Source organism: Pseudooceanicola batsensis HTCC2597, assembly GCF_000152725.1.
GTDB classification, from domain to species: domain Bacteria; phylum Pseudomonadota; class Alphaproteobacteria; order Rhodobacterales; family Rhodobacteraceae; genus Pseudooceanicola; species Pseudooceanicola batsensis.
In genome coordinates, this window is record NZ_CH724131.1 from 2,175,302 (window position 1) to 2,201,550 (window position 26,249).

The 26,249-nt window shown below is 67.3% G+C and carries 27 protein-coding genes and 1 other RNA gene; 13 read left to right on the top strand and 15 right to left on the bottom strand.

Annotation, left to right across the window (positions count from 1 at the left end):
- Positions 1 to 5: 5 nt before the first annotated feature.
- Together OB2597_RS14405 and nudC are read right to left on the bottom strand one after the other, a co-directional pair.
- A complete protein-coding gene (locus tag OB2597_RS14405; RefSeq protein WP_009806326.1) occupies positions 6 to 473 on the bottom strand; it encodes an SRPBCC family protein in 468 nt (155 codons plus the stop codon).
- A 79-nt stretch (positions 474 to 552) separates the two neighbouring features.
- Positions 553 to 1,518, bottom strand: a complete 966-nt coding sequence (gene nudC / locus OB2597_RS14410; RefSeq protein WP_009806327.1) for an NAD(+) diphosphatase — start codon at positions 1,516 to 1,518, stop codon at positions 553 to 555.
- 234 nt (positions 1,519 to 1,752) lie between these two features.
- Between nudC and OB2597_RS14415 the strand changes: the two genes are divergently transcribed.
- Entirely contained in the window at positions 1,753 to 3,732 is a 1,980-nt protein-coding gene (locus OB2597_RS14415) for a bifunctional 2',3'-cyclic-nucleotide 2'-phosphodiesterase/3'-nucleotidase (RefSeq protein ID WP_009806328.1), read from the top strand.
- Positions 3,733 to 3,831: 99 nt separating this feature from the next.
- Entirely contained in the window at positions 3,832 to 4,275 is a 444-nt protein-coding gene (locus OB2597_RS14420; protein WP_040609813.1) for a YtoQ family protein, read from the top strand.
- Between the two features lie 4 nt (positions 4,276 to 4,279).
- Here OB2597_RS14420 and OB2597_RS14425 read toward each other — a convergent pair whose 3' ends face one another.
- Entirely contained in the window at positions 4,280 to 4,975 is a 696-nt protein-coding gene (locus OB2597_RS14425; protein WP_009806330.1) for a glutathione S-transferase family protein, read from the bottom strand.
- 140 nt (positions 4,976 to 5,115) lie between these two features.
- Between OB2597_RS14425 and mscL the strand changes: the two genes are divergently transcribed.
- From mscL to OB2597_RS14440, 3 genes are all read left to right on the top strand, one after another.
- Positions 5,116 to 5,550: a large conductance mechanosensitive channel protein MscL gene (gene mscL, locus OB2597_RS14430; protein WP_009806331.1), complete on the top strand. Its 435-nt coding sequence runs from the start codon at positions 5,116 to 5,118 to the stop codon at positions 5,548 to 5,550.
- 82 nt (positions 5,551 to 5,632) lie between these two features.
- On the top strand, positions 5,633 to 6,091 hold the full coding sequence (locus OB2597_RS14435) for an Lrp/AsnC family transcriptional regulator (RefSeq protein ID WP_009806332.1): 459 nt from the start codon (positions 5,633 to 5,635) through the stop codon (positions 6,089 to 6,091).
- Between the two features lie 21 nt (positions 6,092 to 6,112).
- Positions 6,113 to 7,699, top strand: coding sequence for a GMC family oxidoreductase (locus OB2597_RS14440; protein WP_009806333.1), 1,587 nt, complete (start codon positions 6,113 to 6,115; stop codon positions 7,697 to 7,699).
- A gap of 12 nt (positions 7,700 to 7,711) precedes the next feature.
- Here the strand turns inward: OB2597_RS14440 and OB2597_RS14445 are convergent, their stop codons facing one another.
- Positions 7,712 to 8,281 (bottom strand): hypothetical protein, encoded by a 570-nt coding sequence (locus OB2597_RS14445; protein WP_148234740.1) that lies wholly within the window; start codon positions 8,279 to 8,281, stop codon positions 7,712 to 7,714.
- Positions 8,282 to 8,601: 320 nt separating this feature from the next.
- A complete protein-coding gene (gene rpsU / locus OB2597_RS14450; RefSeq protein ID WP_009806335.1) occupies positions 8,602 to 8,808 on the bottom strand; it encodes a 30S ribosomal protein S21 in 207 nt (68 codons plus the stop codon).
- 105 nt (positions 8,809 to 8,913) lie between these two features.
- Between rpsU and OB2597_RS14455 the strand changes: the two genes are divergently transcribed.
- Together OB2597_RS14455 and OB2597_RS14460 are read left to right on the top strand one after the other, a co-directional pair.
- Positions 8,914 to 9,579 (top strand): COQ9 family protein, encoded by a 666-nt coding sequence (locus tag OB2597_RS14455; protein WP_009806336.1) that lies wholly within the window; start codon positions 8,914 to 8,916, stop codon positions 9,577 to 9,579.
- A gap of 69 nt (positions 9,580 to 9,648) precedes the next feature.
- Entirely contained in the window at positions 9,649 to 10,629 is a 981-nt protein-coding gene (locus tag OB2597_RS14460; protein ID WP_009806337.1) for an NAD(P)H-quinone oxidoreductase, read from the top strand.
- A gap of 143 nt (positions 10,630 to 10,772) precedes the next feature.
- Here OB2597_RS14460 and OB2597_RS14465 read toward each other — a convergent pair whose 3' ends face one another.
- Entirely contained in the window at positions 10,773 to 11,411 is a 639-nt protein-coding gene (locus OB2597_RS14465) for a ribonuclease T2 family protein (protein WP_009806338.1), read from the bottom strand.
- A 147-nt stretch (positions 11,412 to 11,558) separates the two neighbouring features.
- On the opposite strand from OB2597_RS14465, the gene OB2597_RS14470 reads away from it, so the two are divergent.
- Positions 11,559 to 12,314 (top strand): DUF1013 domain-containing protein, encoded by a 756-nt coding sequence (locus OB2597_RS14470; RefSeq protein ID WP_009806339.1) that lies wholly within the window; start codon positions 11,559 to 11,561, stop codon positions 12,312 to 12,314.
- Positions 12,315 to 12,458: 144 nt separating this feature from the next.
- Positions 12,459 to 13,586, top strand: coding sequence for an NAD(P)/FAD-dependent oxidoreductase (locus tag OB2597_RS14475; RefSeq protein ID WP_009806340.1), 1,128 nt, complete (start codon positions 12,459 to 12,461; stop codon positions 13,584 to 13,586).
- 100 nt (positions 13,587 to 13,686) lie between these two features.
- Here the strand turns inward: OB2597_RS14475 and recR are convergent, their stop codons facing one another.
- The 3 genes from recR to OB2597_RS14490 all read right to left on the bottom strand — a co-directional run bounded on the left by recR (position 13,687) and on the right by OB2597_RS14490 (position 16,467).
- Complete coding sequence (gene recR, locus OB2597_RS14480; protein WP_009806341.1) at positions 13,687 to 14,280, bottom strand: recombination mediator RecR; 594 nt, start codon at positions 14,278 to 14,280, stop codon at positions 13,687 to 13,689.
- A gap of 3 nt (positions 14,281 to 14,283) precedes the next feature.
- Entirely contained in the window at positions 14,284 to 14,628 is a 345-nt protein-coding gene (locus OB2597_RS14485) for a YbaB/EbfC family nucleoid-associated protein (RefSeq protein WP_040609814.1), read from the bottom strand.
- A 93-nt stretch (positions 14,629 to 14,721) separates the two neighbouring features.
- Entirely contained in the window at positions 14,722 to 16,467 is a 1,746-nt protein-coding gene (locus OB2597_RS14490) for a DNA polymerase III subunit gamma/tau (protein WP_009806343.1), read from the bottom strand.
- Positions 16,468 to 16,587: 120 nt separating this feature from the next.
- On the opposite strand from OB2597_RS14490, the gene ypfJ reads away from it, so the two are divergent.
- Both ypfJ and OB2597_RS14500 read left to right on the top strand, forming a co-directional pair.
- The gene (ypfJ, locus tag OB2597_RS14495; RefSeq protein ID WP_009806344.1) at positions 16,588 to 17,427 is read left to right on the top strand and encodes a KPN_02809 family neutral zinc metallopeptidase; all 840 of its coding nucleotides are present in this window, start codon (positions 16,588 to 16,590) and stop codon (positions 17,425 to 17,427) included.
- A gap of 7 nt (positions 17,428 to 17,434) precedes the next feature.
- Positions 17,435 to 17,734, top strand: coding sequence for a hypothetical protein (locus OB2597_RS14500; protein WP_009806345.1), 300 nt, complete (start codon positions 17,435 to 17,437; stop codon positions 17,732 to 17,734).
- A 153-nt stretch (positions 17,735 to 17,887) separates the two neighbouring features.
- Here the strand turns inward: OB2597_RS14500 and ffs are convergent.
- The 4 genes from ffs to pheS all read right to left on the bottom strand — a co-directional run bounded on the left by ffs (position 17,888) and on the right by pheS (position 22,072).
- Positions 17,888 to 17,984: signal recognition particle sRNA small type (gene ffs, locus OB2597_RS21115), an RNA gene on the bottom strand.
- A 154-nt stretch (positions 17,985 to 18,138) separates the two neighbouring features.
- Positions 18,139 to 20,538, bottom strand: a complete 2,400-nt coding sequence (gene pheT, locus OB2597_RS14505; RefSeq protein WP_009806346.1) for a phenylalanine--tRNA ligase subunit beta — start codon at positions 20,536 to 20,538, stop codon at positions 18,139 to 18,141.
- Position 20,539: 1 nt separating this feature from the next.
- On the bottom strand, positions 20,540 to 20,830 hold the full coding sequence (locus OB2597_RS14510; protein ID WP_009806347.1) for a YrhK family protein: 291 nt from the start codon (positions 20,828 to 20,830) through the stop codon (positions 20,540 to 20,542).
- A gap of 177 nt (positions 20,831 to 21,007) precedes the next feature.
- Complete coding sequence (gene pheS, locus OB2597_RS14515) at positions 21,008 to 22,072, bottom strand: phenylalanine--tRNA ligase subunit alpha (protein ID WP_009806348.1); 1,065 nt, start codon at positions 22,070 to 22,072, stop codon at positions 21,008 to 21,010.
- A gap of 242 nt (positions 22,073 to 22,314) precedes the next feature.
- Here pheS and OB2597_RS14520 point away from each other — a divergent pair, with 242 nt between their 5' ends.
- Entirely contained in the window at positions 22,315 to 22,578 is a 264-nt protein-coding gene (locus OB2597_RS14520; protein ID WP_009806349.1) for a hypothetical protein, read from the top strand.
- Between the two features lie 39 nt (positions 22,579 to 22,617).
- Here the strand turns inward: OB2597_RS14520 and OB2597_RS14525 are convergent, their stop codons facing one another.
- On the bottom strand, positions 22,618 to 23,400 hold the full coding sequence (locus OB2597_RS14525) for a glutaredoxin family protein (protein WP_009806350.1): 783 nt from the start codon (positions 23,398 to 23,400) through the stop codon (positions 22,618 to 22,620).
- Positions 23,401 to 23,557: 157 nt separating this feature from the next.
- Between OB2597_RS14525 and OB2597_RS14530 the strand changes: the two genes are divergently transcribed.
- Positions 23,558 to 24,826, top strand: a complete 1,269-nt coding sequence (locus OB2597_RS14530; RefSeq protein WP_148234741.1) for a hypothetical protein — start codon at positions 23,558 to 23,560, stop codon at positions 24,824 to 24,826.
- 72 nt (positions 24,827 to 24,898) lie between these two features.
- Here OB2597_RS14530 and OB2597_RS14535 read toward each other — a convergent pair whose 3' ends face one another.
- Positions 24,899 to 26,140: a GAF domain-containing sensor histidine kinase gene (locus OB2597_RS14535; protein WP_009806352.1), complete on the bottom strand. Its 1,242-nt coding sequence runs from the start codon at positions 26,138 to 26,140 to the stop codon at positions 24,899 to 24,901.
- Positions 26,141 to 26,249: the final 109 nt, after the last annotated feature.

The window sequence follows — 26,249 nt, forward strand, 5'->3', positions numbered from 1 at the left end:
ACCGGTCAGGCCGTCCTGCGATGGCGCGCCGCGATGTCGGTGCCGAATTCCGCGACGCGGGTCCGGAAGCGCTTGTCGATATTGCCCTTCGTCAGCTTCATCGACTGCACGAGCAGGCGCGCAGACAGGGTCAGCGGCTTGAGATCGACGGAAAGGCGCATCCGCGTCTTGTTCGGCGACAGCGCGATCAATTCCACCTCGCACGCGCCGCTGAGGCCCGCCGACTTGGCCAGGAATTCGAGGTTGGTCGGCTCTTCGTAATCCTCGAGCACGATCTCGACCGACCGCGCCTTGCCGCGAAACTCGAAATCGGCCTGCCAGGCCATGCCCGGCCCGCGCAGGTCCTGTCCGTCGATCCGTTTGACCCTGGCCCCCCGCCGCATCGCGGCGCGTTCGAAGACCTGGAAATCGGACACCTCGGCAAACACGTGCCCGATCGGTGCGTCTATATCCTCTCGCGTGCTGAATTTCATGCTCGTCGCCTTTTTTGCTTTTCCGCCGGCACCCTGAAAGGCCGTCCCCGATGATCCGGTACAGCCTATACCAGATCCGTCAATCCAAGGTATCCGCAACCCAGTTCCGGATAAGAAATTCCGCGATGGCGCCCTGCCGCAACGGCCGGATCGCCGTGTGCGTCCCGGCCAGCACATCCACCATCTCTTCCCGCGGGACCCAGCACGCGTCCTCCAGCTCGACGGGATCTAGCGTGATCTCGCGTCCTGTCGCCTCGCCGTGGCATCCGAACATCAGCGAATTCGGAAATGCCCAGGGCTGGCTGGAAAGATAGGTGACAGGGCCGACCGGTATCCGCGCCTCCTCCATCACCTCGCGCCGCACGGCGGCCTCGATCGTTTCGCCCGGCTCGACGAACCCGGCCAGCAGCGACCACATCCGGTCGGGCCAGCCCGGCGACCGCCCCAGCAGAAGGTCGTTGCCATGCGTGATGAGCATGATCACCACCGGATCGGTGCGTGGGAAATGCTGGCCGCCGCAGCTGTCGCAGCTGCGTTGCCAGCCCGCCATGGTCACCCGGCTGGGCCGGCCGCACCGCGCGCAGAACCCGTGGGTCGCGTGCCAGCTGTAGAGCGCACGCCCGGTCGCGGCCAGTTCGGCATCGCGCCGGTTCAGCCGCCCCATCACGCCGCGCAGATCGCCGAAATGATAGCCGTCCTCGATCTCGGGGTGACTGGGGAGCGGCGCCTGCTGCGGGCGCCCGGGACCGAGATCGGCGGGCGCGTCGGGCGGGGACCATTCCGAGATGTCCTGGGCGAAGACAAGGCCCCCGTCCTCGCGGCCCAGCAGCACCGGAAGCTTCTCGCGGTCGCGCAGCACCGGATAATCCATCGGCAGACGCGCCAGGGCGCTTTCGCCCGCGAGCAGCGGAAAGCCCCTCCAGAAGAGGATGCACGTGCTGCCCGGCGCACGCCGCGCGGCCTCGAGCGTCTCGTCCCGGCCGCGCAGTTCCGCCGCGCGGTCCAGTCCCGATCCGCCAAAGGTCACCTCTTCCGCATGCCGCATGCCGTATCTCCTGTCCCGTTGCGCGCGAACCCTGCCCTGCGCCGACAAGCAGCGCAATGGGGCGCGACGGCAGGGCGACGCGCGCGCCGACGGTGATGCGTTGCCCGAAGCGGCGTGACGACATCGGCTGGTCGAAACCCCGCATCGGCGGTCTTCACATCGATCAGGCTCGTCGTGTCGCGGTTGTGTCACGTAAGATCGACACAGTCCGCCCGACAGAATCAGGAGCCCGCCATGACCTACAGAACCTCGACCGCCCTCTCCCGCCGGACCTTCCTGGCCGGGACCGCCGCCGGAGCATCGCTGATCGCTTTGCACCCCTATTCGGTGCGCGCCGCCGGATCGCAGGTTCATCTTCGTGTCATGGAGACGACCGACCTTCACGTTCACGTCTTTCCCTACAACTATTACGCAGACCGCCCGGACGACACGGTCGGCCTGGCGCGTACGGCGGCGCATATCGCTGGGATCCGGGCCGAGGCGACGAACTCGATGCTCGTAGACAACGGCGACTTCCTGCAGGGGAACCCGATGGGGGACTACATCGCCTATGAACGGGGCATGAAGGAGGGGGACATGCACCCGGTCATCCAGGCGATGAACACGCTGGGCTTCGACGCCTCGACCCTCGGCAACCACGAGTTCAACTACGGTCTCGACTTTCTGGCGAAGTCCCTCGCCGGGGCGAATTTCCCCGTCGTCACCGCGAACATCGCCAAGACCCGGGGCTCCGATCCCACGAAGGACGACACGCTGATTCCGCCCTATGTCATCCTCGACCGGACCGTGACGGACGGCGCGGGCGTCGACCATCCTATCAAGATCGGCCTGATCGGCTTCGTCCCGCCGCAGGTGATGAACTGGGACCGCAAGCACCTGGAAGGCAAGGTAGAGGCGCGCGACATCGTCGAGACGGCGAAAGCCTGGGTGCCGCAGATGAAGGAAGAGGGCGCCGACGTGATCATCGCGCTCAGCCATTCCGGTATCGGCTCGGCCGATCACGAGGAGGGGATGGAGAACGCCTCGGTTCCGCTGGCCGAAGTGGACGGTATCGACGCGCTGATGACGGGCCATTCGCATCTCGTCTTCCCGTCGCCGAAATACGCCGGCTTTGCCGGGGTCGACATCGACAAGGGCACGATCCACGGCAAGCCCGCCGTCATGGGCGGCTTCTGGGGCTCGCATCTCGGCGTGATCGACCTGATGCTGGAAAAGGACGGAAGCGCTTGGCGCGTCCTCATGTCCGAAGTCGCCACCCGCCCGATTTCGGAACGCAACGAGGACCGGTCGATCACGCCGCTGGTCGAGAGCGTCGATACCGTCCTCGCTTCGGTCCAGGCCGAACATGACGAGACGTTGGACTATGTGCGCCGGGCTGTCGGCAAGACCGACACGCCGCTGCATTCCTACTTTGCGCTGGTGGCCGACGACCCCTCGGTCCAGGTCGTGACCAACGCCCAGAAGTGGTACATCGAGGAGATGATGAAGGGCACCGAATGGGAGGGCCTGCCGATCCTGTCGGCCGGCGCTCCCTTCAAGGCCGGCGGCCGGGGCGGGCCGGACTATTACACCGATGTGCCCGTCGGCGATGTGGCGATCAAGAACGTGGCCGATCTCTATCTTTACCCGAACACCATCCGCGCGGTGAAGATCAACGGCGCGCAACTGCGTGGCTGGCTCGACCGTTCGGCGGGGATATTCAACCGGATCGAGCCGGGATCGGCCGATCAGCCCCTCCTGAACCCCTCCTTCCCGTCCTACAATTTCGACGTGATGGACGGGGTGACCTACCGGATCGACCTGAGCCGGCCCGCGCGGTTCGACGGAGACGGCGTGGAGATCGAACCCGGCACGACGCGCATCTCTGACCTCATGCACGAGGGCCGTCCGGTCACCGACGAGATGGAATTCGTCGTCGCCACCAACAATTACCGCGCCTCGGGCGGCGGCGCCTTTCCGGGGGCCAAGGGGGACACGGTGATTTTCGAGGGCCCCGATACCAACCGCGACATCATCGTGCGGTACATCGTCGAGAAGGGCACGATCAGCCCCAGGGCGGATGGCAACTGGACCTTCGCGCCGATGGACGGCACCACCGTCCTGTTCGAGACCGGCCCCGCCGGCAAGAAATACGCCGACAGCGTGCCGGGCGTGACGATCGAACCGGCGGGCGAGGGCGAAGACGGGTTCGCGCTCTATCGCATCACCCTCTGACCGGGGCGAGTGGTTGCCTTCGCCTCCGGCGGGAGTATTTTCGGCAAGATGAAGATGGGGGCGCGCGTCGCCCCCTTCGTTTCGGGGAAAGGGACGATCATGAAGGTTTATCTGTCCGGCGAGATCCACACCGACTGGCGCAGCGAGGTCGAGGCGGCCTGCGAGGGGCTGGACGTCACCTTCACCGCCCCCGTCACGGACCATGGCGCGAGCGACGACTGCGGCGCAGCGATCCTTGGCGCGGAGCCGGACAAGTTCTGGCACGATCACAAGGGCGCCAAGCTGAACTCCATCCGGACCCGCAACGCCATAGAGGCGGCGGATGTGGTCGTCGTCCGGTTCGGCGAGAAATACCGGCAGTGGAACGCGGCCTTCGACGCGGGATACGCCGCCGCGCTCGGCAAGTCGCTGATCGTGATGCACGGCCCCGACCACCAGCACGCGCTGAAGGAGGTCGATGCCGCGGCGCTCGCGGTCACGGAAACGCCGCGACAGGTGGCCGATATCCTGCGCTATGTCCTGACCGGCCGCCTGCCCGGCTGAGGGCTCAGGGGCGCGGCGGCGTGTCGGAGCCGACCTGCACGGCGGGCCGTTCGTCGAACCGGGCCACCCAGGCGATCAGGTTCCGGTGGCTCTCCCAGCCGACGACCTCCTTCGCGTCGTAGAAATCCAGCGCCTTGACCCAGGGTACCAGCGCGATGTCGGCGATCGAATAGTCGCCGGCGATCCAGTCCCTGCCCTCGAGCTGGCCTTCGAGCACCGCCAGAAGCCGTTTGGCCTCGTTGATGTAGCGCTGCCGGGGGCGCGGGTCGTCGATATCGGCGCCGGCGAACTTGTAGAAGTACCCCAACTGGCCGAACATCGGGCCCACGCCACCCATCTGGAACATCAGCCACTGGATGATCTGTGCCCTTTGACTGGCGGTGCTGCCGATGAATTTGCCGGACTTCTCGGCGAGATAGATCAGGATCGCCCCGCTTTCGAAGAGGCCCAGCGGCGCTCCGTCCGGCCCGTCCGGATCGATGATCGCGGGGATCTTGTTGTTGGGATTGAGCGACAGGAATTCGGGGCTCTTCACGTCCGCGTCCGACAACGTGACGAGATGCGCCTCGTAGGGCAGGCCCGTTTCCTCGAGCATGATAGAGGCCTTGACCCCGTTCGGTGTCGGGAAGGCGTAGAGCTGGATGACCGAGGGGTCCTTGGGCGGCCAGCGTTTCGTGATCGGGAAATCGTCGGGGAACATCGCAGACTCCTTTTTGCACTATCGGCAAATTATCTGCCCGGGAGCGAAGTTAACAGGGACGGCACTGTGCGTTTCGGTGCTAGTCTCCTTGCGCAGGTGCACAGGGCACCGGAAGGGACCAAGCAAGGGACGTCCAGAACATGCTGAACGAATTCAAGGCATTCATCGCTAAGGGCAATGTCATGGACATGGCCGTGGGGATCATCATCGGCGCGGCCTTCACCGCCATCGTCAAATCCATGGTCGACGACCTTCTGAACCCGATCATCGGGCTTTTCACCGGAGGGATCGACTTTACCAACAACTTCGTCATCCTCTCGGGCGACGGCGATTATGCCAGCCTCGAGGCCGCGCGCGAGGCGGGCGCCGCCGTCTTCGCCTACGGAGCCTTTCTCATGGCGGTCTTCAACTTTCTCATCATCGCCTTCGTCGTGTTCATGCTGGTGCGCTACGTGAACAGGGTGAAGGACGCGATGGAGCGCAAACCCGAGGCCCCGGCCGAGGCGCAGCCCGCCGGCCCGACCGAACTGGATGTCCTGCTGGAGATCAGGGATTCGCTGAGAAAGAGCGCTTGAGGACGGCTTTCTCCGAATGATCTCTCGCCATTTCCGGCGATGATCGAATATCGTCCGGCCGAACCACGGCCGGATGACACCTATGCAGCTTGACGATATCGACCGCAGGATCCTGCGGGTGCTTCAGAAACAGGGACGGATTTCTAATGCCGACCTGTCGGAAAAGGTCGGCCTCTCGCCCTCCGCCTGCCACCGCCGGGTGCAGCGGCTGGAGGCCGGGGGCATCGTCCGGGACTACGTGGCGCTGCTGGACGCGCGGCAGATCGGGCTGCCCACGACCGTCTTCGTCGAGATCAAGTTGCAGGGACAGGCCGACGAAATCCTCGACGCGTTCGAGGCCGAGGTGAAGCTCGTGCCGGAGGTGCTGGAGTGCCACCTGATGGCGGGCACGGCGGATTACGTCCTCAAGGTCGTGGTCGGCAGCACCGAGGATTTCGCCCGCATCCACCGGCAGCACCTGTCGCGCCTGCCCGGCGTGCAGCAGATGCAATCGAGCTTTGCACTCCGCACGGTCTTCAAGACGACCGCGCTTCCGGTCTAAGCTGTCCGGGGGAGGATTTTCATGGACTGGGATTTCATCATCGTCGGCGCGGGCAGCGCCGGCTGCGTGCTGGCCAAGCGGCTGAGCGAAGCCGGCTTTCGCACACTGATCCTGGAGGCAGGGGCGCGCGACTCATATCATTGGGTGCATATCCCGATGGGGTATCTCTACTGCATCGGCAATCCCCGCACCGACTGGATGTACAGGACGGCGGAAGAGCCGGGGCTGGGCGGGCGTTCGGTGCTCTACCCGCGGGGCAAGATCCTGGGCGGCTGTTCCTCGATCAACGGCATGCTCTACCTGCGGGGGCAGGCGGCGGATTACGACGACTGGCGGCAGATGGGCCTGCCGGGCTGGGGCTGGGACGACGTGCTGCCCTATTTCCGCAAGTCCGAGGATTACGTCGACGGCCCCTCGGAGACGCACGGCGCCGGGGGCGAATGGCGGGTCGAGAACCAGCGCCTGCACTGGGACCTTCTGGACGACTGGATCGCCGCCGCCGAAGCCGCGGGCATCCCCCGCACGGACGATTTCAACACCGGCGACAACGAGGGCGTCGGGTATTTCCGCGTCAATCAGCGCAACGGCTGGCGCATGAACACCGCCAAGGCCTTTCTGCGCACCGCCTCGGGCCCCGACCTGCGCGTCGAGACCCAAGCCCACACCACCCGGCTGATCACCCGGGGCCGGCAGGTGACGGGCGTCGAATACCGTCGCAACGGCCAGACCCACATCGCCCACGCCCGGCGCGAGGTCATCCTCTCCGCCGGTGCGGTGAATTCGCCCCAACTGCTCCAGCTGTCGGGGATCGGTCCGGCCGACCTGCTGCGACGGCACGGGATCGAGGTGATCCACGATCAGCCGGAAATCGGCGGCAACCTGCAGGATCATTTGCAGCTGCGCTGCTCATGGCGCCTGACCGGAGCGAAGACGCTGAACACCCTGGCCGCATCGCTATGGGGCAAGATGGCGATCGGAATGGACTATGCCCTGCGCCGCCGGGGCCCGATGACCATGGCGCCGTCGCAACTCGGGGCCTTTACCCGCTCGCGTCCCGAGGTCGCGACCCCGGACCTCGAATACCACGTCCAGCCCCTCTCGCTGGATGCCTTCGGCCAGCCGCTGCACGACTACCCCGCCATCACCGCTTCGGTCTGCCACCTGCGCCCCGAAAGCCGGGGCCGGGTCGAGATCGTTTCGCCAGACCCCGTGGCGCCGCCCCGCATCGCGCCGAACTACCTGTCGACCGAAGGCGACCGGCGGACGGCCGTGGCGGCCATCCGCACCACCCGCCGCATCATGCAGCAGCCGGCAATGGCGCATTACGACCCGCAAGAGGTCAAACCCGGGACCGCCTACGATACGGACGAGGAACTGGCCGAGGCCGCAGGCGCCATCGGCACCACGATCTTCCACCCGGTCGGAACCGTGCGCATGGGCAGCGACGATGCCGCGCCCCTGGACCACCGCCTCAGGATGCGCGGCTTGGAGGGGCTGCGCGTCGTCGATGCCTCGGTCATGCCCCGCATCACCAGCGGGAACACCAACGCCCCCACGATCATGATCGCCGAAAAGGCCGCCGACATGATCCTGGGGGACCATCGCTAGCCCCCCCATCGTTCACCGCGCGCCTCGGCGCACCCGGGTTGAGAAGCCCGCCAGGACGCCGCTGAGCAGCAACAGCCCCGATGGCGCGGCCGGCACCGCCGGCACCGCCTTGAAATCGGGGTCGGTGAAGGTCCGGAAGGCGAAGTCATAGGACGGGAAGCGCTGGAACCCCGCGTTGGAAAACAGGTGGCCGCCCGCATAGACGTTCGAAGGGCTGCCAGCGATATCGCCCGATGCGTCTCCGGTCATGAGGATGACGAAGGTTCCGCCGATCTCGGTCACCACCGGTGCCCAGAACACGTCGAGCCAGTCTCGGGCGCCGCCCCGACCCTGGCCCTCCGCCAGTTTTTGCCCCCCCGCCCCGGGCAGGCCGGACCAGAGCGAAAGGGTGGCCGTCACCTCGGCCGAGCCCGCACCGAGACGGATCCCCGCGCCGACGGAATTGCCGGATACCGCCGTATAGCTCTGGGCGATATCCGTCTGGTCGAAGCCGGTCATGTTCTCGGAACCGGCCACGGCCTGGTGGATGTCGTTGACCGTGGCCGCCAGCGCCCCACCCCCAGGAACACCAAGAACAGTCAAGATTAGTGCCGATAGTCTGATTGCCCGCACGGGGACCTCCTAGCCTCAAAAGCGCGTTAACCTTGCGCGTCGAGAACTCGCCAAAAACCCCTAGTTTTAGCCGGTTTTTACTCAAATTCGTCAAGAACTGGCGGAGCAAATGGTTAATGCGCAGGGGCCGTCAAAGGCGCCGGCGGTTTCTGGCAACATCCGTCCCCGCCCGCATTGTCGCGACTCGGGAAACTATCCTTGCCGAGAGGAGGGAACTGTTGCGGTCCGAAAAAACAAACCCCCGGGCCAGGGCCACGGGGGTCGCTTGAACACGAGTTCGGTCAAAGTCCTCAGAGAAGACCTTCGCGTTGCGCTTTCTTGCGTGCCAGCTTGCGGGCACGGCGGATCGCTTCGGCTTTCTCGCGCGCTTTCTTGACGGACGGTTTCTCGAAATGCTGCTTGAGCTTCATCTCGCGGAAAACGCCTTCGCGCTGGAGCTTTTTCTTCAGGGCGCGGAGCGCCTGATCGACATTGTTGTCGCGAACACTAACCTGCATGTGGTTGTCACCACCTTCCTAGTTTGAGTTGCGTAAGTTGCAGGAGGTGGCCGTATACGCGCATTTGCCCTATTTGTCCAGCATCGGAACCAAGCGGAGGCCGGAATGACCGAAACCGAGGACAAGCTGATCGACGCCATGCTGACCCACGTCCCCTTCGACGGCTGGTCGGACACCGCCTTTCGCGCCGCGATCCGCGACACCGACGTCAATCCGACCGTCGCCCGTGGCCTCTTTCCCCGGGGCGCCCGCGATGTCGCCCGCGCCTGGCACGACCGCGGCGACGCGAAGATGACCGGGGCGATGGCACAGGCCGACCTGTCGCACCTGCGTTACAGCGAAAAGGTGGCCCATGCGGTCCGGCTGCGCATCGAGGCGATCGAGGACAAGGAGGCGCTGCGCCGCGCGATGGTCCAGAACGTCCTGCCCCTCAACGCCCCCGATGGCGCGCGGATGCTCTGGCAGACCGCCGACCATGTCTGGCGCGCGCTCGGCGACACCTCCGAGGATTACAACTGGTACACCAAGCGGATGACCCTCTCCGGCGTGATCGGCTCGACCCTGCTCTTCTGGCTCGGTGACGAATCGTACGGGAACCAGGCCACCTGGGATTTCCTCGACCGGCGCATCGGCGACGTCATGCAGTTCGAGAAGGCGAAGGCGCGGGTCACCTCCGGCCCGCTCGGCCGCGCCCTGACGGCGCCCGGCTCGCTCCTCGGCATGATCCGTGCCCCGCGCCGCCGTGACGACCTGCCCGGCGCCCGCCGCTAGGCTTCGCCCGCGGATGGACATTGCGACCCGCCGCAGGGATAGTCCCCCGGCAACAGCGGAGAGGACCCCATGACCGACATGCGCGCCATCGAGATCTCGGAACCCGGCGGACCGGAGGTTCTGAAACCCGTCCGCCGCCCGCGCCCCGAACCGCAGGCAGGCCAGGTCGTCATCAGGGTGGCCTACGCGGGGGTGAACCGCCCCGACGCCCTGCAGCGGGCCGGCAACTACGCCCCGCCCCCCGACGCCTCGGACCTGCCCGGCCTCGAAGCCTCGGGCGAGGTGGTCGCCATCGGCGCGGGCGTCAGCTGGCCGGCCGTCGGCGACGAGGTCTGCGCCCTCCTGCCCGGCGGCGGCTATGCGGAATATGTCGCCACCCCGGCCGCTCACTGCCTGCCCGTCCCGCAGGGAATGACCCTGAAAGAGGCCGCCTGCCTGCCCGAAACCTGCTACACCGTCTGGACCAACGTCTTCATGCGCGGCGGTCTGAAGGCGGGCGAGAAGTTTCTCGTGCACGGCGGCTCCTCCGGCATCGGCACCACCGCCATCCAGCTGGCGAAACACTTCGGCGCCCGCGTCTTCGCCACCGCCGGCTCGCCCGGGAAATGCGCCAGATGCGAAGAACTCGGCGCCGAACGCGCCATCAACTACCGCGAAGAGGATTTCACCAAGGTCCTCAAGGCCGAGGGCGGCGCCGACCTGATCCTCGACATGGTGGGCGGCGACTACATTCCCCGCAACGTGTCCAGCCTCGCCACCGAAGGCCGCCTGGTCTTCATCGCCTTCCTCGGCGGTCCCAAGGCGGAACTGAACTTCGCCCAGGTCATGGCCCGGCGCCTGACGCTTACCGGCTCGACCCTCCGCCCGCAATCCGACGCCGCCAAGGCCGAGATCGCCGAGGGCCTGCGGCAGAACGTCTGGCCCCTGCTGGAGGCCGGCAGCGTCGCCCCCGTGATGGACAGCGAATTCGCGCTCGAGGATGCCGCCAAGGCCCATGCCCGCATGGAGTCCTCCGAACACATCGGCAAGATCGTCCTCAAGGTCTCCTGAGGCGGGGCACGGCCAGAGGCGACCCGCGCGCCCGCCCCCTTTCTTCTTGCCCGGAAATATCCCGGGAGGTCCGGAGGGCGGCGCCCTCCGGGGCCCTTGCGGCCCGAGCAAGACTCATCGAACGCGCCGCAGGCGCACCTGTGTCACCGAACGCTCTCCAGCAGCGCGTCGGTCATCCGGCAATCCCGGATCACGTCACCGCCGCAGCGCCGCGGGTTCAGCTCGAGGTCCAGGCAGATGCGCGCCTCGCGAATGCGCTCCGCGCGGCAGGTGATCGTGATCTGATCCGCCGCCAGCCCCGGATTGGCCTCTAGGAACGCCGCCTCCACGACCGCGGCCGGCAGCCGCACATTGCGGCGCAGGTCCCGCAGCACCTGCGGGCGCTCGATCCGGCCGTAGGCCCGGCGCATCAGATCGAAATACGCGTCCGCCTCGACCCCGGCACAGGTCCCGTGCTTCTTCCACTGGTGCCAGGCCGCGCCGGGCGCTCCCATGATGTCCGCCATTCCCGCCGTCATCTTCCGAGATGGCGGACGCTCGGCGCTCGCGCAATACGAGGGATAGCCCGCCTCGTTCTGCGGCCAGAGACCGTGCAGGACCCAACCGAAGCCCGTGCCGTCCGCACATTGCGGCGACCGGCGCGCATCCCCCTCCAGCGCGCACCACGTCGGCGACCAGCTCAGCGACAGCAGGTAATAGTCGAACTCCCCCGGCCGCTCGCCTTCCGCCCTGAGGGGCAGCGAAGACAGGATCGCAAGGAGGACCGCCGCAAGACACCGCATCATTCTCTCTTTCAATATCCGACCGCCGCGACTATATAGCCCGCAAGTTCCCCGACAACGGAAACCCGCACCGCGAGGTGCCGCCTGTCCCGGCAGGCGACGGAGTTCCTGTATTCGGGGCCAACGGATTCGCAAGGAGTGACCGACATGGGCAAACCGATCATGGCCAAGGCCACCGCCGTCTGGCTGGTGGACAACACGACCATCACCTTCAAGCAGATCGCCGATTTCACCGGCATGCACGAACTCGAGGTCCAGGGCATCGCCGACGGCGACGTCGCCGCGGGTGTCAAGGGGTTCGACCCGATCGCCAACAACCAGCTGACCCAAGACGAGATCGACAAGGCCGAGGCCGACCCGCTCTACAGGCTCAAGCTCAAGTTCAATCCCGCCGCCGTCGGCGAGGAAAAGCGCCGCGGCCCACGCTACACCCCTCTGTCCAAGCGCCAGGACCGACCGAACTCGATCCTCTGGCTGGTCAAGTTCCACCCCGAACTGACCGACGGCCAGATCTCCAAGCTCGTGGGCACCACCAAGCCGACGATCCAGTCGATCCGCGAACGCACCCACTGGAACATCTCGAACATGCAGCCGATCGACCCGGTCGCGCTCGGCCTCTGCAAGCAGTCCGAACTCGACGCCGCGGTCCAGAAGGCCGCCGCCAAGAAGGCCGCCGAGGGCGAGGCGCTGTCGGACGACGAACGCCGCAAGCTGCTCTCGACCGAACAGTCGCTGGACATGGAAGCCGAGCCGCGCATTCCGACCGCCATCGAGGGGCTCGAGACCTTCTCGCTCTCCGACGATGACGACGGCGACGACGACAAGTCCGACAACCTCGTGGACGCCGACAGCTTCTTCAACCTGCCCGACAAGGGCGACGACGACGAGGATGAGCAGCCCTGATCCGGGCCGTCCGCGGACGGGCACCCGAGACGCGGCGCACAGGCGCGTCCCGGGCTGCACCGTCCCGCCGTTCCGCACCCCATTGGCCTTTCCGCGCCTCTGCGGCAGAATGATCCCGACACGCCTCCGTCCCGGGATCACAGCATGAAACTCGCCGTCATCGGCGCCGGCCTGATCGGCTCCGCCGCCGCCCGTCACCTCGCCCGCCAGGGCCGCGACGTCACGCTGATCGGCCCGGGCGAGCCGGCCGACAAGACGGCCCATGACGGCGTGTTCGCCTCGCATTACGACGAGGGCCGGATCACCCGGGGCCTCGACCCGATGCCCTTCTGGTCCCGCGCCTCCCGCGCCGCCATCGCCCGCTATGCCGAGATCGAAGAGGCGTCGGGCATCCGGTTCTACAGCGAGGTCGGCTGCCTGATGGCCGGGCCCGAAGGGTCACCGCAGGTCGAGAACATGCGCGCCGTGGCCGCACGCGACGCCATCCCCTGCGAGGAACACGACGACGCCTCCCTCTCCGGCCGCTTCCCCTGTTTCGCCTTCCCGCCCGACACCGCCGCCCTGTTCGAGGCCAAAGACGCCGGCCACATCTCGCCCCGTGCCCTGACGCGGGCGCAGATCGTCGCCGCCACCCGCGCCGGCGCCCGCCACATCGCGGCGGAAGTCACCGGCTTCGACGAAACCGCCGGAGGCGTCAGGGTGACGACCGCCGCAGAGACCCTGACCTTCGACCGCATCCTCCTCGCCACCGGCGGCTTCTCCCGCCTCCTGCTGCAGGACCGTCTCCCGATCGAGGTCTACGCCCGCACCGTGGCCCTCTTCGAGATCGACGCCGTCGAGACCCGGCGCCTGGCCGGAATGCCATCGCTCATCTATCTGGACCCGGAGGGCGAGAACCCCTATCTCCTGCCGCCGATCCGCTATCCGGACGGGCGCACATACCTGAAGATGGGCGGCGACCCCGAGGACGTGGTCCTCACGACCCGCCAGGAACTCGCCGACTGGTTCCGCTCGCCCGGCACGCCCGGGGTCGGCGCGGCGATCGAGGCGATGATCCGCGACCGCATGCCCGGCCTGCGGATCGAACGCAGCGCGACCATGTCCTGCGTCACCACCTACACGCCGGACGAGCATCCCCACATCACGGCCCTGTCGGATCGCGTCTTCACGGCCATCGGCGGCTGCGGCCGCGCCGCCAAGAACTCCGACGAACTCGGTCGCCTCGGCGCGTTGCGCCTGACGGATCAGCCGCTTCCCGACTGGGCCCGATAGCCCCCTGCTTCTTTGGTCCGGAAAATATCCCCGCCGGAGGCCCGCTTTCATCCCCCGGATGAAAGCCTGGAATCGCGTGCGCCGCAGGCGCGCATTCGGATCAGAACGCCTTGCGCGCGCGCAAGGCCGCGGTGATCGTGCCGTCGTCGAGATAGTCCAGCTCTCCGCCGATCGGCACCCCCTGGGCGAGCGAGGTCAGCCGCACCCGCCCCTCGAGCTGATCGGCGATGTAATGCGCGGTCGTCTGCCCGTCCACCGTGGCGTTCAGCGCCAGGATGACCTCTGTCACCCGCTCGTCCGTCACGCGCTGCACCAGTTTCGGGATCCGCAGCTCCTCCGGACCGACCGCGTCCAGCGCCGAGAGCGTTCCGCCCAGCACATGATACCGCCCTCCGAAGACCGCGGACCGCTCCATCGCCCAGAGATCGGCCACATCCTCGACCACGCAGATCTCGCCGGTCGCCCGCTTCTCGCTGGCGCAGATGTCGCAGATCTGCCCGGCCCCGATATTGCCGCAGGTCGCGCATTCCCGCACCGTCGCGGCCACATGATGCATCAGATCCGCCAGCGGCGTCAGCAGCAGTTCCTTCTTGCGGATCATCTGCAGCACCGCGCGCCGCGCCGACCGCGGCCCCAGCCCCGGCAGCCGCGCCATCATGTCGATCAGCGCCTCGATGTCGCCGCCGGCGCTCATGCCTCAGAACGGCATCTTGAAATCGGCCGGCAGCCCGAGCCCCTCGGTCAGCTTGCCCATCTCTTCCTGGTGCTTCTCCTGCGCCTTCTGCTGCGCATCCTTGATCGCCGCCAGGATCAGGTCCTCCACCACTTCCTTCTCGTCCGGATTGAAGATCGACGGGTCGATGTCCAGCGACTTCAGCTCGCCCTTGTAGGTGGCCACGGCCTTGACCAGACCGGCCCCCGACCGCCCCTCGACGGTCATGTGGTTCATCTCTTCCTGCAGCGCCACCACCTTGGTCTGCAGCTCCTGGGCCGACTTCAGCATCTTCGCCATGTCGCCCATCTGGCCGATTCCCTTGAACATCTCTGTCTCCTGATCCTGCATCCTGACGCGCCCGGAGGCGCAGCTCCGTCGACTGCCGATATCGCGATCCGACGGTCCGAGTGCAACCCCGTCTCAATCCTCTTCGAACGGGTCCCACTCGTCCTCGACCTCGGCCAGCGCCTCGGTCGCGGCCTCGGCGGCCACATCCTCGGCCGTCCGGATCGCCGTGATCGCCGCCTTGGGAAAGGCCGCCAGGACCGCCTGGACCAGCGGATGCGCACCCGCTTCCTCCCGCAGGGCCAGCGCCTTGGCGTCGCGGGTCTCGGCGATCGTCTCGCCACCGCCCTCGTTGGCGACGATCACCGCCCATCTGTTGCCGGTCCAGCCCTGCAGCCGCGCCCCCAGCTTCTGCGCCAGGTCCCGCGGCGCATCCCCGGTCGGCACGAACTCGATCCGGCCGGGACGATACCCCACCAGCCGCACGCAGGTCTCGACCTCGACCAGAAGCTTCACGTCCCGGTTCGCCCGGATCAGCTCGACCACGTGATCGAAGCTGGGATACCGCGCCAGCGCCTGGTCCACGTCCTCGGCGGCCTGGGCGACCGGACCGTGCACACGCGCCCCGCCCGATCCCGCCGGGCTGCCCTGGAGGCTGGTCGCGCCGGTGGTCGGCCCGTGCGACGCGGCGCCCCCGCCGGGCGGGCCGGGGGGCGGCGGCTGATCTCTGAGCTTCCGCACAAGTTCCTCGGGCGAGGGCAGCTCGGCCACATGGGTCAGCCGGATCACCGCCATTTCGGCCGCCATCATCGCGTTCGGCGCGGCGGCGATTTCCTCCAGCGCCTTCAGCAGCATCTGCCACATGCGCGTCATCGCCCGCATCGGCAGGCGCCCGGCGAGGTCGGCTCCGCGCGACCGCTCTTCCGGTCCGATGGTCGGGTCCTCCGCCGCGTCCGGCGTGATCTTCACGACCGAGATCCAGTGCGTGATCTCGGCAAGGTCCCGCAGCACGGCCAGCGGGTCCGCCCCGTCCGCGTATTGCGCGCTCAGCTCGGTCAGGGCCGCCGCCGCATCGCCGCGCATCACCATCTCGAACAGGTCCATCACCCGGCCTCGGTCCGCGAGGCCAAGCATCGCCCGCACCTGATCGGCCGTGGTCTCTCCCGCCCCGTGCGAGATCGCCTGGTCCAGGAGCGAGGTCGCATCCCGCGCCGACCCCTCCGCCGCCCGGGTGATCAGCGCCAGCGCGTCGTCGGCGATCTCGGCCCCTTCGCGGTCGGCGATCTCCCGCAGCAGGTCGATCATCACCTCCGGCTCGATCCGCCGCAGGTCGAACCGCTGACAGCGCGACAGCACCGTGACCGGGACCTTCCGGATCTCCGTCGTGGCGAAGATGAACTTCACATGCTCCGGCGGTTCCTCCAGCGTCTTGAGCAGCGCGTTGAACGCGCTGGTCGATAGCATGTGAACCTCGTCGATGATGTAGATCTTGTACCGCGCCGAGGCCGCCCGGTAATGCACGCTGTCGATGATCTCGCGGATGTCGTTGACGGAGGTGTTCGAGGCGGCGTCCATCTCCATCACGTCGACATGGCGGCCTTCCATGATCGCGACGCAGTGTTCGCATTTGCCACAGGGGTCGGTCGTCGGCCCGCCCTGCCCGTCCGGCCCGATGCAGTTCATCCCCTTGGCGATGATCCGCGCCGTGGTCGTCTTGCCGGTGCCCCGGATCCCCGTCATGATGAACGCCTGCGCGATCCGGTCGGCGGCGAAGGCATTGCGCAGCGTGCGCACCATCGCGTCCTGTCCGACGAGATCGGCGAAGGTTTCGGGCCGGTACTTGCGCGCCAGCACCTGGTAGGCGGGTTTGGATTCGCTCATGGATGCCTCGGGACTCACTCGATATCCGAACCTAAGGGGCCGCGCCGGCATCGTCCACCGAGCTTTCCCGGAACCGAAGGCTGGTCTAGGATTTATTCAGGCATAGAGCGGAGGAAGAACATGCGTCTCAGAGGTGTCCGTCGCAGCCGCAACATCGAGGACCGCCGGCGCAGCCGCGGGCGCGGCGGCGCCATCGGCGGGCTGGGCATCGGCGGTGTCCTGGTGGTTCTGGCCATCGGCTATTTCACCGGCATCGACGTCAGGCCGCTGCTCGACGGCGCACCGCAGCAGTCCTCCGCCCCGCGCGCCCTGACCCCGGCCGAAGAGCGCGCGGCGGATTTCAGCGCCTCCGTCCTCGCCACGACCGAGGACGTCTGGAGCCGGCTGTTTCCCGCACAGGTGGGCACCGAATACGCCCCGCCCGTCCTCGTGCTCTTCTCCGGCCGGACCGAAAGCCCCTGCGGCGGCGCCTCCGGGGCCACCGGGCCCTTCTACTGTCCCGCCGACCGCAAGGCCTATCTCGACACCCAGTTCTTCGCGACCCTCTCGGAACGGCTCGGCGCCGGGGGCGATTTCGCCGCCGCCTATGTCATCGCCCACGAGGTGGCGCATCATGTCCAGAACGAACTCGGCATCCTCGCCCGCGTCCACGAGGCGCGCCGGCAGTCCGACCAGACCCGGGCCAACGCCCTGACGGTGCGGCTGGAACTCCAGGCCGACTGTCTCTCCGGTGTCTGGGCCGCCCACGTCGACGGGCTGCTCGAACCCGGCGACATCGAAGAGGCGCTGAATGCTGCCCGGATGATCGGCGACGACCACCTGCAGCGACAGGCCGGCCGCGTCCCGCAGCCGCACACCTTCACCCACGGCACCTCGGACCAGCGCGCCCGCTGGTTCGAAAACGGCTACGACACGGGCGAGATCGGTGCCTGCGACACCTTCGCGGCGGACAGGTTGTGAACCGGCGATGACACGACGGGGCATTCTCCTCGGCCTGCTCGCGCTCTGGCTGGTGACCTACCTGGCCTCCCTCGTCTATCCCCCCACGCTCGCCGCCGAGGGCGACGGATTCACCCGCGGCATCAACCGGGTCATGACCTTCCTCGGCCTTCAGTTCGGAGCGGGGCTGATCGCGGTCGCCGTTCTGGCGGTCCGGCCCTCCCAGGGACGTCTGCGCTGGATCGCATTGATACCCGCGGCGCTGGCCGCGCTGCTCCTGCTCGCCATCGCCGGGCTCATCCTGTGGTCGCGCGTCGCACACGGCTGAACCGCCGCTCTAAAGGACCTGGAAGTTCCGCAGCACCGGCCCGCGCTTCACCGACGAGCGCAGATGCCGGCCCGACAACAGGAGCGACAGCACCGCGCGGAGCAAGGTGCAGCACCGATGACGCCCAAAGGGCGGGTTGTCTGTGGGGAGGGGGGTGAGAGGCTGGACAACGACCCAAGCGGGGCTCGTTACGGCTGCTTCCTTCCGGACCTGACCGGGTTGGCGAGGCGCTCGCCCGCGCCAACCTCTCACGACCGGACATAATCCCCCGCCACGATTCCTTCAAGGGGCCCCGCGCCCCCTTTTCTTCTTGCGGGCAAATATCCCCGCCGGAGGCACCGCGGCCATTCCCCGGAATGGCCGCCCGAGATCGCGTGCGCCGCAGGCGCGCCTCCGGGTTCGGCTCAGCCGCGCAGCACGCCGCCCGTGGCCTTAGCGACCTTGTCGACCACCTTCGCGGCGATCCCCTCGATCTCGGCCTCCTTCAGGGTCTTCTCCTGCGGCTGGATGGTCACGGTCAGGGCGATGGACTTCTTGCCCTCGCCCAGCGAGCCGCCGATGAACTCGTCGAAGACCCGCACATCCGAGATCATCGCCTTGTCCGCCCCCGCCGCCGCGTTCACCAGCGCCAGCGCCTCGACCTGCGCATCCACCACGAAGGCGAAATCGCGCTCGACCGGCTGCAGGTCGCGCATCTCCACCGCCCCGCGCGATCCGCCCGCATTCCGCGGCTGCGGCACCTCGGCGGGCCACAGGACAAAGCCCGTGACCGGCCCCTTCACATCCATCGCCTGCAGCACCCCGGGATGCAGTTCACCGAAGGCGCCCAGCACCTTCTTCGGCCCGAGGCAGATCACCCCGTGCCGGCCCGGGTGCCAGAAAGCACCGCCGCTGCGCTGGATCTGCACCTTCGCCGGGGCCCCGATCGCGGCCAGCAGCGCCTCGATATCCGCCTTGGCATCGTAGAGGTCGACCGGACGCGATACCCCGTGCACGTCCTTGGGACCGGTGCGGCCGACGAGGATCCCGGCCACCGCCTCGATCTGGTCGCCGGGCTCGCCGCCGGTCCATGTGGCGCCGATCTCGAACAGCGCCATGTCCGCCATGCCCCGCGCCTGGTTCCGCGCCGCCGCCTGCAAAAGACCCGGCAGCAGCGAGGGCCGCATGTGGCTCATTTCCTGGCTGATCGGATTGGCGACCTGGGTGGCCTCCGTTCCGCCGCCGAACAGCCGGCCCGACTCGCGGTCGATGAACGAATACGTGACGCATTCGTTGTACCCGAGCGCCGCCGCCGTCCGCCGCACCATCTGCTCGCGCCGCTGGTTCACCGTCAGGATCGGTTCGGGCACGCCGGCCCGCACCCGCGCCAGCGGCTTCGCCTCGAGCCGGGTCAGCGAGGCGATCCGCGCGACCTCCTCGACGAGGTCCGCCTCGCCCAGCACGTCGGGCCGCCAGGACGGCACATGCGCCATGTCGCCCTCCATCACGAAACCGAGCCGCTCCAGCGTCGCGCGCTGGTCCTCCGCCGGGATCTCCATCCCGACCAGAGAGGAACATCGCTCGGTATTCAGCCGGTAGGCCCGGCTGACGTCCGGCACCTCGCCGGCGACGACCGCCTCGGTGACTTCGCCGCCGCACAACTCGGCGATCAGCGCGCAGGCGCGGTCGAGCCCCTCCATGTTGAAGGCCGGGTCGATGCCGCGCTCGTTGCGGTACCGCGCGTCCGAATTGATCTTCAGCGCGCGCCCCGCATGGGCGATCGAGACGTGATCCCAGACCGCGGCCTCGACAAAGACATCCACCGTCTCGGGCACGCAGCCGGTGGCCAGCCCGCCCATGATGCCGCCGATGCTTTCGACGCCGTTGTCGTCCGAGATCACCAGCGCCCCGGCGGGCACGACGTAATCCTTCTCGTCCAGCCCGGTGAAGGCCTCGCCGCCCTCGGCCCGGTGAACCCGCAGCCGGCCCCGCACCTTGTCTGCGTCGAAGACGTGCAGCGGCCGGTTCAGGTCATGGGTGAACAGGTTGGTCACGTCGACGAGCGCCGAGATCGGACGCAGACCGATGCTGCGCAGCCTGGCCTGCAGCCACTCGGGCGAGGGGCCGTTCTTCACGCCGCGGATCAGCCGACCGGCGAAGACGTGGCAGCCGTCCCGCGCGCTCTCCTCGATGTCCAGCTCCACCGGGCAGGGGCCGCCGTTCACGTCCAGCGTGGGCTCCGGAAGCGGCTTGAGGCTGCCCAGCCCCCGCGCCGCGAGATCCCGCGCGATCCCCCGCACACCGAGAGCATCCGGCCGGTTCGGCGTGATCGCGATCTCGATCACCGGGTCCACCGCCTCGGGACGGTTCACCTCGAGCCAATGCGCGAACTCCTCGCCGATCTCGCCCGAGGGCAGTTCGATGATCCCCTCGTGCTCCTCCGACAGGCCCATCTCGCGTTCCGAGGCCATCATTCCATGGCTCTCGACCCCGCGGATCTTTCCCACCGAAATGGTGATGTCCAGACCGGGAATGTACATGCCCGGCTTCGCCAGGACCACGGTGATCCCCTCGCGTGCGTTCGGGGCGCCGCAGACGATCTGCTTTTCGCCCTCGTCGGTCTGAACCATGCAGACCCGCAGCTTGTCCGCGTCGGGATGCTGTTCGGCCGAGTTCACCTTGGCGATGGTGAAGCCCTTCAGCGCCGCCGCGGGATCCTCGATCCCCTCGACCTCGAGCCCGAGGTCGGTCAGCGTCTCGGCGATCTCGTCCAGCGACGCACTCGTTTCGAGGTGATCCTTCAGCCAGGACAGGGTGAATTTCATGTCAGGTCTCCAGACGGCGGGCGACGTCATCGGGGTCGCCCATGGATATCAGTTTGATCTCGCGGATCAGGCGCAGCGTCGGCTTGACCGCGAACAGGACCGAGCCCAGGAGGAACAGCCAGGTCCCCGCGTTCATGAGGCTGTCGTAGAAGAAGCAGACCGAACCGATGATGAAGCAGAAGGCGGCGCAGAAGTCGACCAGTGTATAGGTCAGCTCGAACAGCGCATAGACCCGGCGGGTCTCGTGGTTGCGGTCGCGGTTCTCGTGGCGGAACAGACGGGTCTGGCTCATGTCTTCTCCTTTTCCGATCTTCCGGTTCACCTCGCAGGGCGGGTTTCCCTGTCACCGCGTCGGGTGGGATTCCAGCCCACCATTGCAACCGCGGAACAGGCCCCATTGCCTCTGCGCCAAAACGCCCCGGCGTCCGGGCGCCGGTGTGACGCCGGAACGGGACGACTGGACATCGTCCTACACCCCGCCCCGGATCGTCGGCACCTGGAGCGCGCTGAACCCGTAGTGCCGCAGCCAGCGCAGGTCGCTGTCGAAGAACGCCCGCAGGTCGGGGATGCCGTATTTCAGCATGGCGATCCGGTCGATCCCCATGCCGAAGGCAAAGCCCTGCCATTCCGCCGGGTCCACACCCGCCGCCGACAGCACCTTGGGGTGCACCATGCCAGACCCCAGCACCTCGAGCCAGTCTTCGCCCTCGCCGACCTTGACCGTTCCGCCTTCGAAGGAACACTGGATGTCGATCTCGGCCGAGGGCTCGGTGAACGGGAAATGCGAGGCGCGGAAGCGGGTCTTCACCGGCGTGCCGAAATAGGCGGTGAAGAACTCCTCCAGCACCCATTTCAGGTTCGCCATCGAGATATCGCGGTCGATCGCCAGCCCCTCGATCTGGTGGAACATCGGCGTATGCGTCTGGTCGTAGTCCGAACGATAGACCCGCCCCGGCGCGATGACCCGGATCGGCGCCCCCTGCGCCTGCATCGACCGGATCTGCACCGGAGAGGTGTGCGTGCGCAGCACATGCGGCGGACGCTCGTCACCCGGCTCGCGATGCATGTAGAACGTGTCCATCTCGGCCCGGGCCGGATGATGCGAGGGGATGTTCAGTGCATCGAAGTTGTACCAGTCCTCTTCGATCTGGGGTCCTTCGGCCACGGAAAAGCCCATGTCGGCAAAGATCGCGGTGCATTCCTCCCAGACCTGGCTGACCGGATGCACCGAACCCGTCCGGCGATCGCGCGCCGGCAGCGTCACGTCCAGCCACTCGGTCCGCAGCCTCTCGTCCAGCGCGGCATCGGCCAGCGCCGCCTTCTTCGCGGTGAGCGCGGTGTTGATCTCGTCCTTGAGCGCGTTCAGCGCCGGACCGGCAACCTGGCGCTCCTCGGGTGTCATCTTGCCCAGCTCGCGCATCTTGAGGCTGATCTCGCCCTTCTTGCCCACGGCCTGCACGCGCAGCGCCTCCAGCGCGCTCTCGTCCGCAGCTTCGGCAATCGCGCCCAGGTACTTGGCTTTCAGATCGTCCATGCGACGCTCCCTTGTCCTTCGCCGCATCTGCTACAAAGACCGGGGCGAAAGGGCAAGCCGGGGATGCCGGGGCGGGCCGACGGCGCCTGCGCCCGTGACACGGAGGCACCGCGTCATTTTTCGAAAATTCGCGAGAAAAGCCGCCTCGGGGCCATGGTTCCGGCCCCGATCCGGTCACGCCCTCGGGTCAGACCGGACAGATCGGAACGGCCACACACACTCTAGGCAGGATCGGAGAACACATGAACAAGAGACACCTCGCGGTAACCGCAGCGACCTTCGCCCTTGCGGCCGCCGGAGCGCAGGCCGTCGGCACCCATCAGCCGCCGCGTGTTCCGACCAACATCTACACGACGGGCAGCCAGTGGATCACCACCCCGGACGGCTGTTCCTATTCCAGAACTCAAGCCCCCGGGTACCCGGTGCAATGGGTGCTCATCCTCAATCCGCACCACATCGGTCAACCCGATGCCCATAAGCGCTGCGCGCCGTTGTTGCGGGACTGAGGACGGCAGGGACCCAGAGACAGGCCGGCCCCGGCTGGATCAGAACATCATCCAGATGCCGGCGCCCAGCATCATCAGGTTCTCGGTCAGGGAGACGAAACCCAGCGGGACGTTCGACGACCCGCCCATGCAGGCGCATTTCAACTCGCGCTTGTCGATATAGACCGCCTTGAAGACCGACACCGCGCCGACGGCGCCTATGAAGATCGCGATGGGCGCGGCAACCCACGGGATCACGGCAAGCATGAAAAGACCGGCCAGCGCCTCGCCCACGGGATAGATGTAACCGTACCAGACCCATCTCCGCGCCAGCAGGTCGTAATTCAGGAACATGGTCGAGAAGCTCTCGATGTCCCGGAGCTTCTGCAGCGCGAGCAGCGTCATCGAAAAGGCGATGAAGAGTTCGAGCGTCCGCGCCGACCACAGCGGCATCGCCGACCCGACAGCCAGCGCCACGGCCATGAGCGCGGCCGTCCCGAAGAGCGCGATCACCGGCTGATAGGTGGTTTCGTCCTCGTCCCGCAGGGGCATGTCGAGAAAAGCCCGCACCTCTTCGTACCCGCCGATCCGCTCCCCGCCGATATAGGTCTGGGGCGTGGTGCTCACGCCTTCCTTTTCCATGAAGGCATCGGTTTCCTCGCGGGTGGTCAGCAGGTGATCCTCGACCTCGTAGCCTGCACGTTTCAGGAAGGCCTTGGATTTCTGCCCGTAGGGGCAAAGATGGTCGGGCATGGCCATGCGAAAGAGCACGGCGCGCTTGGCGGTGCCCTCCCCGGCCGTTCCGAGACTGTGGTCCGTCGTTGCATTTGCGGCATGTGACATGGCGCTCTCCCGGGTTTGGGAGTCAACGGTGGCACCTGCGGCAGGGTTCCACGGCTCTCCCTCCCGCCCGCATATGTGGCGCACCCTGCCCCATCCCCGCCGCAAAACGGCCAGCTTCGGATGGTTGACTGTGGCCTCACCACCATGGATTCGGCTCATGCGACTGCTCGCGCCCCCCCTCGCCGGATTTGCCCGGCTGCCCCATGCGCTCAGGAGCCTGCTCCGGAGTGTCCGAGGGCGGGTCGGCCTGAGCCGGGACACCGGCAGGGCGGACCTGCGCACGGTCGCACGATTGTCGACGCAACAGCTCGGGGACCGGCTGGGTCTCACCGTGGTGGTCGGGCATCCGGATGCCAGGGCGCTGCGGCCCCACCTGAGCGAGGCCGTCGCCGACTGGCAGGCGCAGGACTGGGACCGGCTCGGTCCGCGCCTGGCCCGGTTCGACCGCTGTCGCGCCGCCCTGCCCTCTGGAGAACGGATCGCACCGGCGCTGAGCCGCGCCCTCTTTCGCCATATTGCGGGTCCGGCGGCCTGCACCTTGATCGATCGGGGCCGCAGCGTTCCCAGTACCGATCTCCCCGAGGATCTCTTCGCCCCGCTGCAGCGCATCCTCGGCCAGCAGGAGACCGATCCCGCGCTTCATTTCCTGGCGGCACAAGTTCAGCTAGAACTGGGCTGGGCGCGGCGCGGCGACGACTATGCCGATTTCGCCCTGGACGAGGCTCTAAGTGCGGCACAGGCCCGGTTCCGGGTGGCCAGGACCGTGCTCGACCGCATTGCCCCGCGCGCACCGCATTCCAGTCACTTCGCCGAACTCGACTACCGTGTCCGCGCCGCCGAGGGAACGACCGAAGAAGAGCTGACCCAAGCCGCCATCCGTTGGTCGCGGACCGATACCACCGCGCTCGCCCCCTATGCGCTGCATGGGCTGCACCTTCTGCCGCGCTGGTATGGCACCGAGGGGTCGCTTCGCGCCTTTGCGGACAAGTCCTGGGCCAAGACGCACGAGAACATGGGCGCGGCGGCCTACGCGGCCGTCTACCTCGCTGCGCTCGAAAGCGACCTGGAGACGGCTTTGACACTCGACCTGGCGGTCTTTCGCGAGGGTCTGATCGACATGATGCAGCTGGGCGAAGACCCCGACCTCACCTGCAACGCGGTTCTCCGGCTTCTGTGGGAGGTCAGTCTAGCCCCCTCCGGCATCGACCGGCGCGAACCGAGAGCCGTGCGCGGCATCCGGCACGAGATGCGCGCCCTGTTCTACGACCTTGCCCGCCATGCCCTCGGCCCGGTGATGCCCGATGTCTGGGGCGGTCGTTGGACCGAGGCCCGCATCCTGCACACCCTCGCGGAACCCTTCGCCGAGGAACTCGCCGCCGGCCGGACGGTCTCTATCGGGCTGCAGGGGGCCATGGTCTCGGAATAGCCGGCAAGCCCCCGCCCAGCGGGCCGGAGCGACCGAGGTCGACATTGCGACCGGCGGGCCGGCCTTTTCCGCTCAGGCCTCCGTCGAAAGAGACGGCAGCTTGAGCGTGAAGGTCGTCAACCCGTCATCGGATTCGATCTCCACATGGCCGCCGTGCGCAGCGGCGATCGAGAAGGCGATATAAAGCCCGAGGCCCAATCCTTCGCCTTCCGGCTGCGGCCCTCTCTGAAACGGCTGGAACAGGCGTCGGCGCACCTCTTCGGGAACGGGATTTCCCCGGTTGGCCACGGAGATCGTGATCTCGCCGCCGCTCGCCGCCCCGTAGACCGCAATGGGGGCACCGGTTGTGCCATGGCGCACCGCATTGGAGACCAGGTTCGAAATCGCCTGCGCCACGCGGGGGGCGTCGCAGCTGACGGGTCGGTCGAAGGCCAGATCCAGCTGAATCTCCTGCTCCGGCGAAGCGGCCCGGATCTCGTCTATGACCTGGGTGATGGCGTCGTTCAGCGGCGCGTCGGGCGTCGCGCTGACCCGGATGCCGCCGCCCAGCCGGGCCTTGGCGTGCAGCATGATGTTGTCGATCAGGTCGTTCATGCGATGCACAGAGGACCGCATGAAGGGCAGCAACTTGCGCGCCTTGTCAGTCAGCGGCTCCTTGTCCAGCTGCCGAAGCCCCGCATGCAGCGCGGCCACCGGATTGCGCAGATCGTGCCCCAGAACGGCGACGAACTCTTCCTGGATGCGGGCCAGTTCGCGTTCCTGCGCCACGAGCTTCTCCTGCTCTTCCAGCCGCTCTTCCGTTTCGAGGCTGCGGCCGATGACATCCGCGAACATCTCGAGCATCGCGACGGCGCGCGGGTGCTTGACGTTGCGCGGTTCGGTGTCGATCGCGCACAGGGTACCGAAGAAGCTGCCGTCGCTGCGATGGATCGGAATCGAGGCGTAGCTGACGATGCCGAACTTGGCGGCGATCGGATGGTTGCCATAGACCTCGTCCGTGGCCACATCGTCGAACATGACCTTCTGCGAGGTTTCCCGGACCGATTGGCAGAAGGTCGACTGGATCTCGATCTCGTCGCCCTCGGCCAGGTTGAAATTGACTTCGTCCACCGTGCGGCACGCGACCCAGCGATCCGCCGTTACCCGCGCGACGGCGGCAAAGCGCATGTTGGTGGCGAGCATGACGGTCTCGAGGATGGTTCCCACGAGATCGCTGGCAGCAAGCATCTCGATATCGGCCTGGAAGTCGTGGCTTCCGGCCAGGAAGGCGGCATGGTCCTGAATGACAGCGCGCCGCAGCAACTCGTCGCTCATCTCCTGCTTTCCTCATGTAATGCGTGCCGCACTGTCGCATGCCCGGACCGAGGCGGCAATACGGTCGCCCGTCGCAGGCCCCGAGGGTGCGGCGGGCACCTGCGCATCG

Coding starts and splice junctions, on each gene's coding strand:
- mscL (WP_009806331.1), top strand. CDS start 5,116: ATGCTGAACGAATTCAAGGCATTCATCGCTAAGGGCAATGTCATGGAC.
- OB2597_RS14415 (WP_009806328.1), top strand. CDS start 1,753: ATGACCTACAGAACCTCGACCGCCCTCTCCCGCCGGACCTTCCTGGCC.
- OB2597_RS14435 (WP_009806332.1), top strand. CDS start 5,633: ATGCAGCTTGACGATATCGACCGCAGGATCCTGCGGGTGCTTCAGAAA.
- OB2597_RS14510 (WP_009806347.1), bottom strand. CDS start 20,830: ATGAGCCAGACCCGTCTGTTCCGCCACGAGAACCGCGACCGCAACCAC.
- OB2597_RS14490 (WP_009806343.1), bottom strand. CDS start 16,467: ATGAGCGAATCCAAACCCGCCTACCAGGTGCTGGCGCGCAAGTACCGG.
- OB2597_RS14460 (WP_009806337.1), top strand. CDS start 9,649: ATGACCGACATGCGCGCCATCGAGATCTCGGAACCCGGCGGACCGGAG.
- OB2597_RS14520 (WP_009806349.1), top strand. CDS start 22,315: ATGAACAAGAGACACCTCGCGGTAACCGCAGCGACCTTCGCCCTTGCG.
- OB2597_RS14405 (WP_009806326.1), bottom strand. CDS start 473: ATGAAATTCAGCACGCGAGAGGATATAGACGCACCGATCGGGCACGTG.
- recR (WP_009806341.1), bottom strand. CDS start 14,280: ATGAGCGCCGGCGGCGACATCGAGGCGCTGATCGACATGATGGCGCGG.
- OB2597_RS14485 (WP_040609814.1), bottom strand. CDS start 14,628: ATGTTCAAGGGAATCGGCCAGATGGGCGACATGGCGAAGATGCTGAAG.
- OB2597_RS14425 (WP_009806330.1), bottom strand. CDS start 4,975: ATGTTCCCCGACGATTTCCCGATCACGAAACGCTGGCCGCCCAAGGAC.
- OB2597_RS14420 (WP_040609813.1), top strand. CDS start 3,832: ATGAAGGTTTATCTGTCCGGCGAGATCCACACCGACTGGCGCAGCGAG.
- OB2597_RS14525 (WP_009806350.1), bottom strand. CDS start 23,400: ATGTCACATGCCGCAAATGCAACGACGGACCACAGTCTCGGAACGGCC.
- OB2597_RS14535 (WP_009806352.1), bottom strand. CDS start 26,140: ATGAGCGACGAGTTGCTGCGGCGCGCTGTCATTCAGGACCATGCCGCC.
- OB2597_RS14530 (WP_148234741.1), top strand. CDS start 23,558: ATGCGACTGCTCGCGCCCCCCCTCGCCGGATTTGCCCGGCTGCCCCAT.
- OB2597_RS14465 (WP_009806338.1), bottom strand. CDS start 11,411: ATGCGGTGTCTTGCGGCGGTCCTCCTTGCGATCCTGTCTTCGCTGCCC.
- ypfJ (WP_009806344.1), top strand. CDS start 16,588: ATGCGTCTCAGAGGTGTCCGTCGCAGCCGCAACATCGAGGACCGCCGG.
- OB2597_RS14470 (WP_009806339.1), top strand. CDS start 11,559: ATGGGCAAACCGATCATGGCCAAGGCCACCGCCGTCTGGCTGGTGGAC.
- OB2597_RS14475 (WP_009806340.1), top strand. CDS start 12,459: ATGAAACTCGCCGTCATCGGCGCCGGCCTGATCGGCTCCGCCGCCGCC.
- OB2597_RS14440 (WP_009806333.1), top strand. CDS start 6,113: ATGGACTGGGATTTCATCATCGTCGGCGCGGGCAGCGCCGGCTGCGTG.
- pheS (WP_009806348.1), bottom strand. CDS start 22,072: ATGGACGATCTGAAAGCCAAGTACCTGGGCGCGATTGCCGAAGCTGCG.
- rpsU (WP_009806335.1), bottom strand. CDS start 8,808: ATGCAGGTTAGTGTTCGCGACAACAATGTCGATCAGGCGCTCCGCGCC.
- OB2597_RS14500 (WP_009806345.1), top strand. CDS start 17,435: ATGACACGACGGGGCATTCTCCTCGGCCTGCTCGCGCTCTGGCTGGTG.
- pheT (WP_009806346.1), bottom strand. CDS start 20,538: ATGAAATTCACCCTGTCCTGGCTGAAGGATCACCTCGAAACGAGTGCG.
- OB2597_RS14455 (WP_009806336.1), top strand. CDS start 8,914: ATGACCGAAACCGAGGACAAGCTGATCGACGCCATGCTGACCCACGTC.
- nudC (WP_009806327.1), bottom strand. CDS start 1,518: ATGCGGCATGCGGAAGAGGTGACCTTTGGCGGATCGGGACTGGACCGC.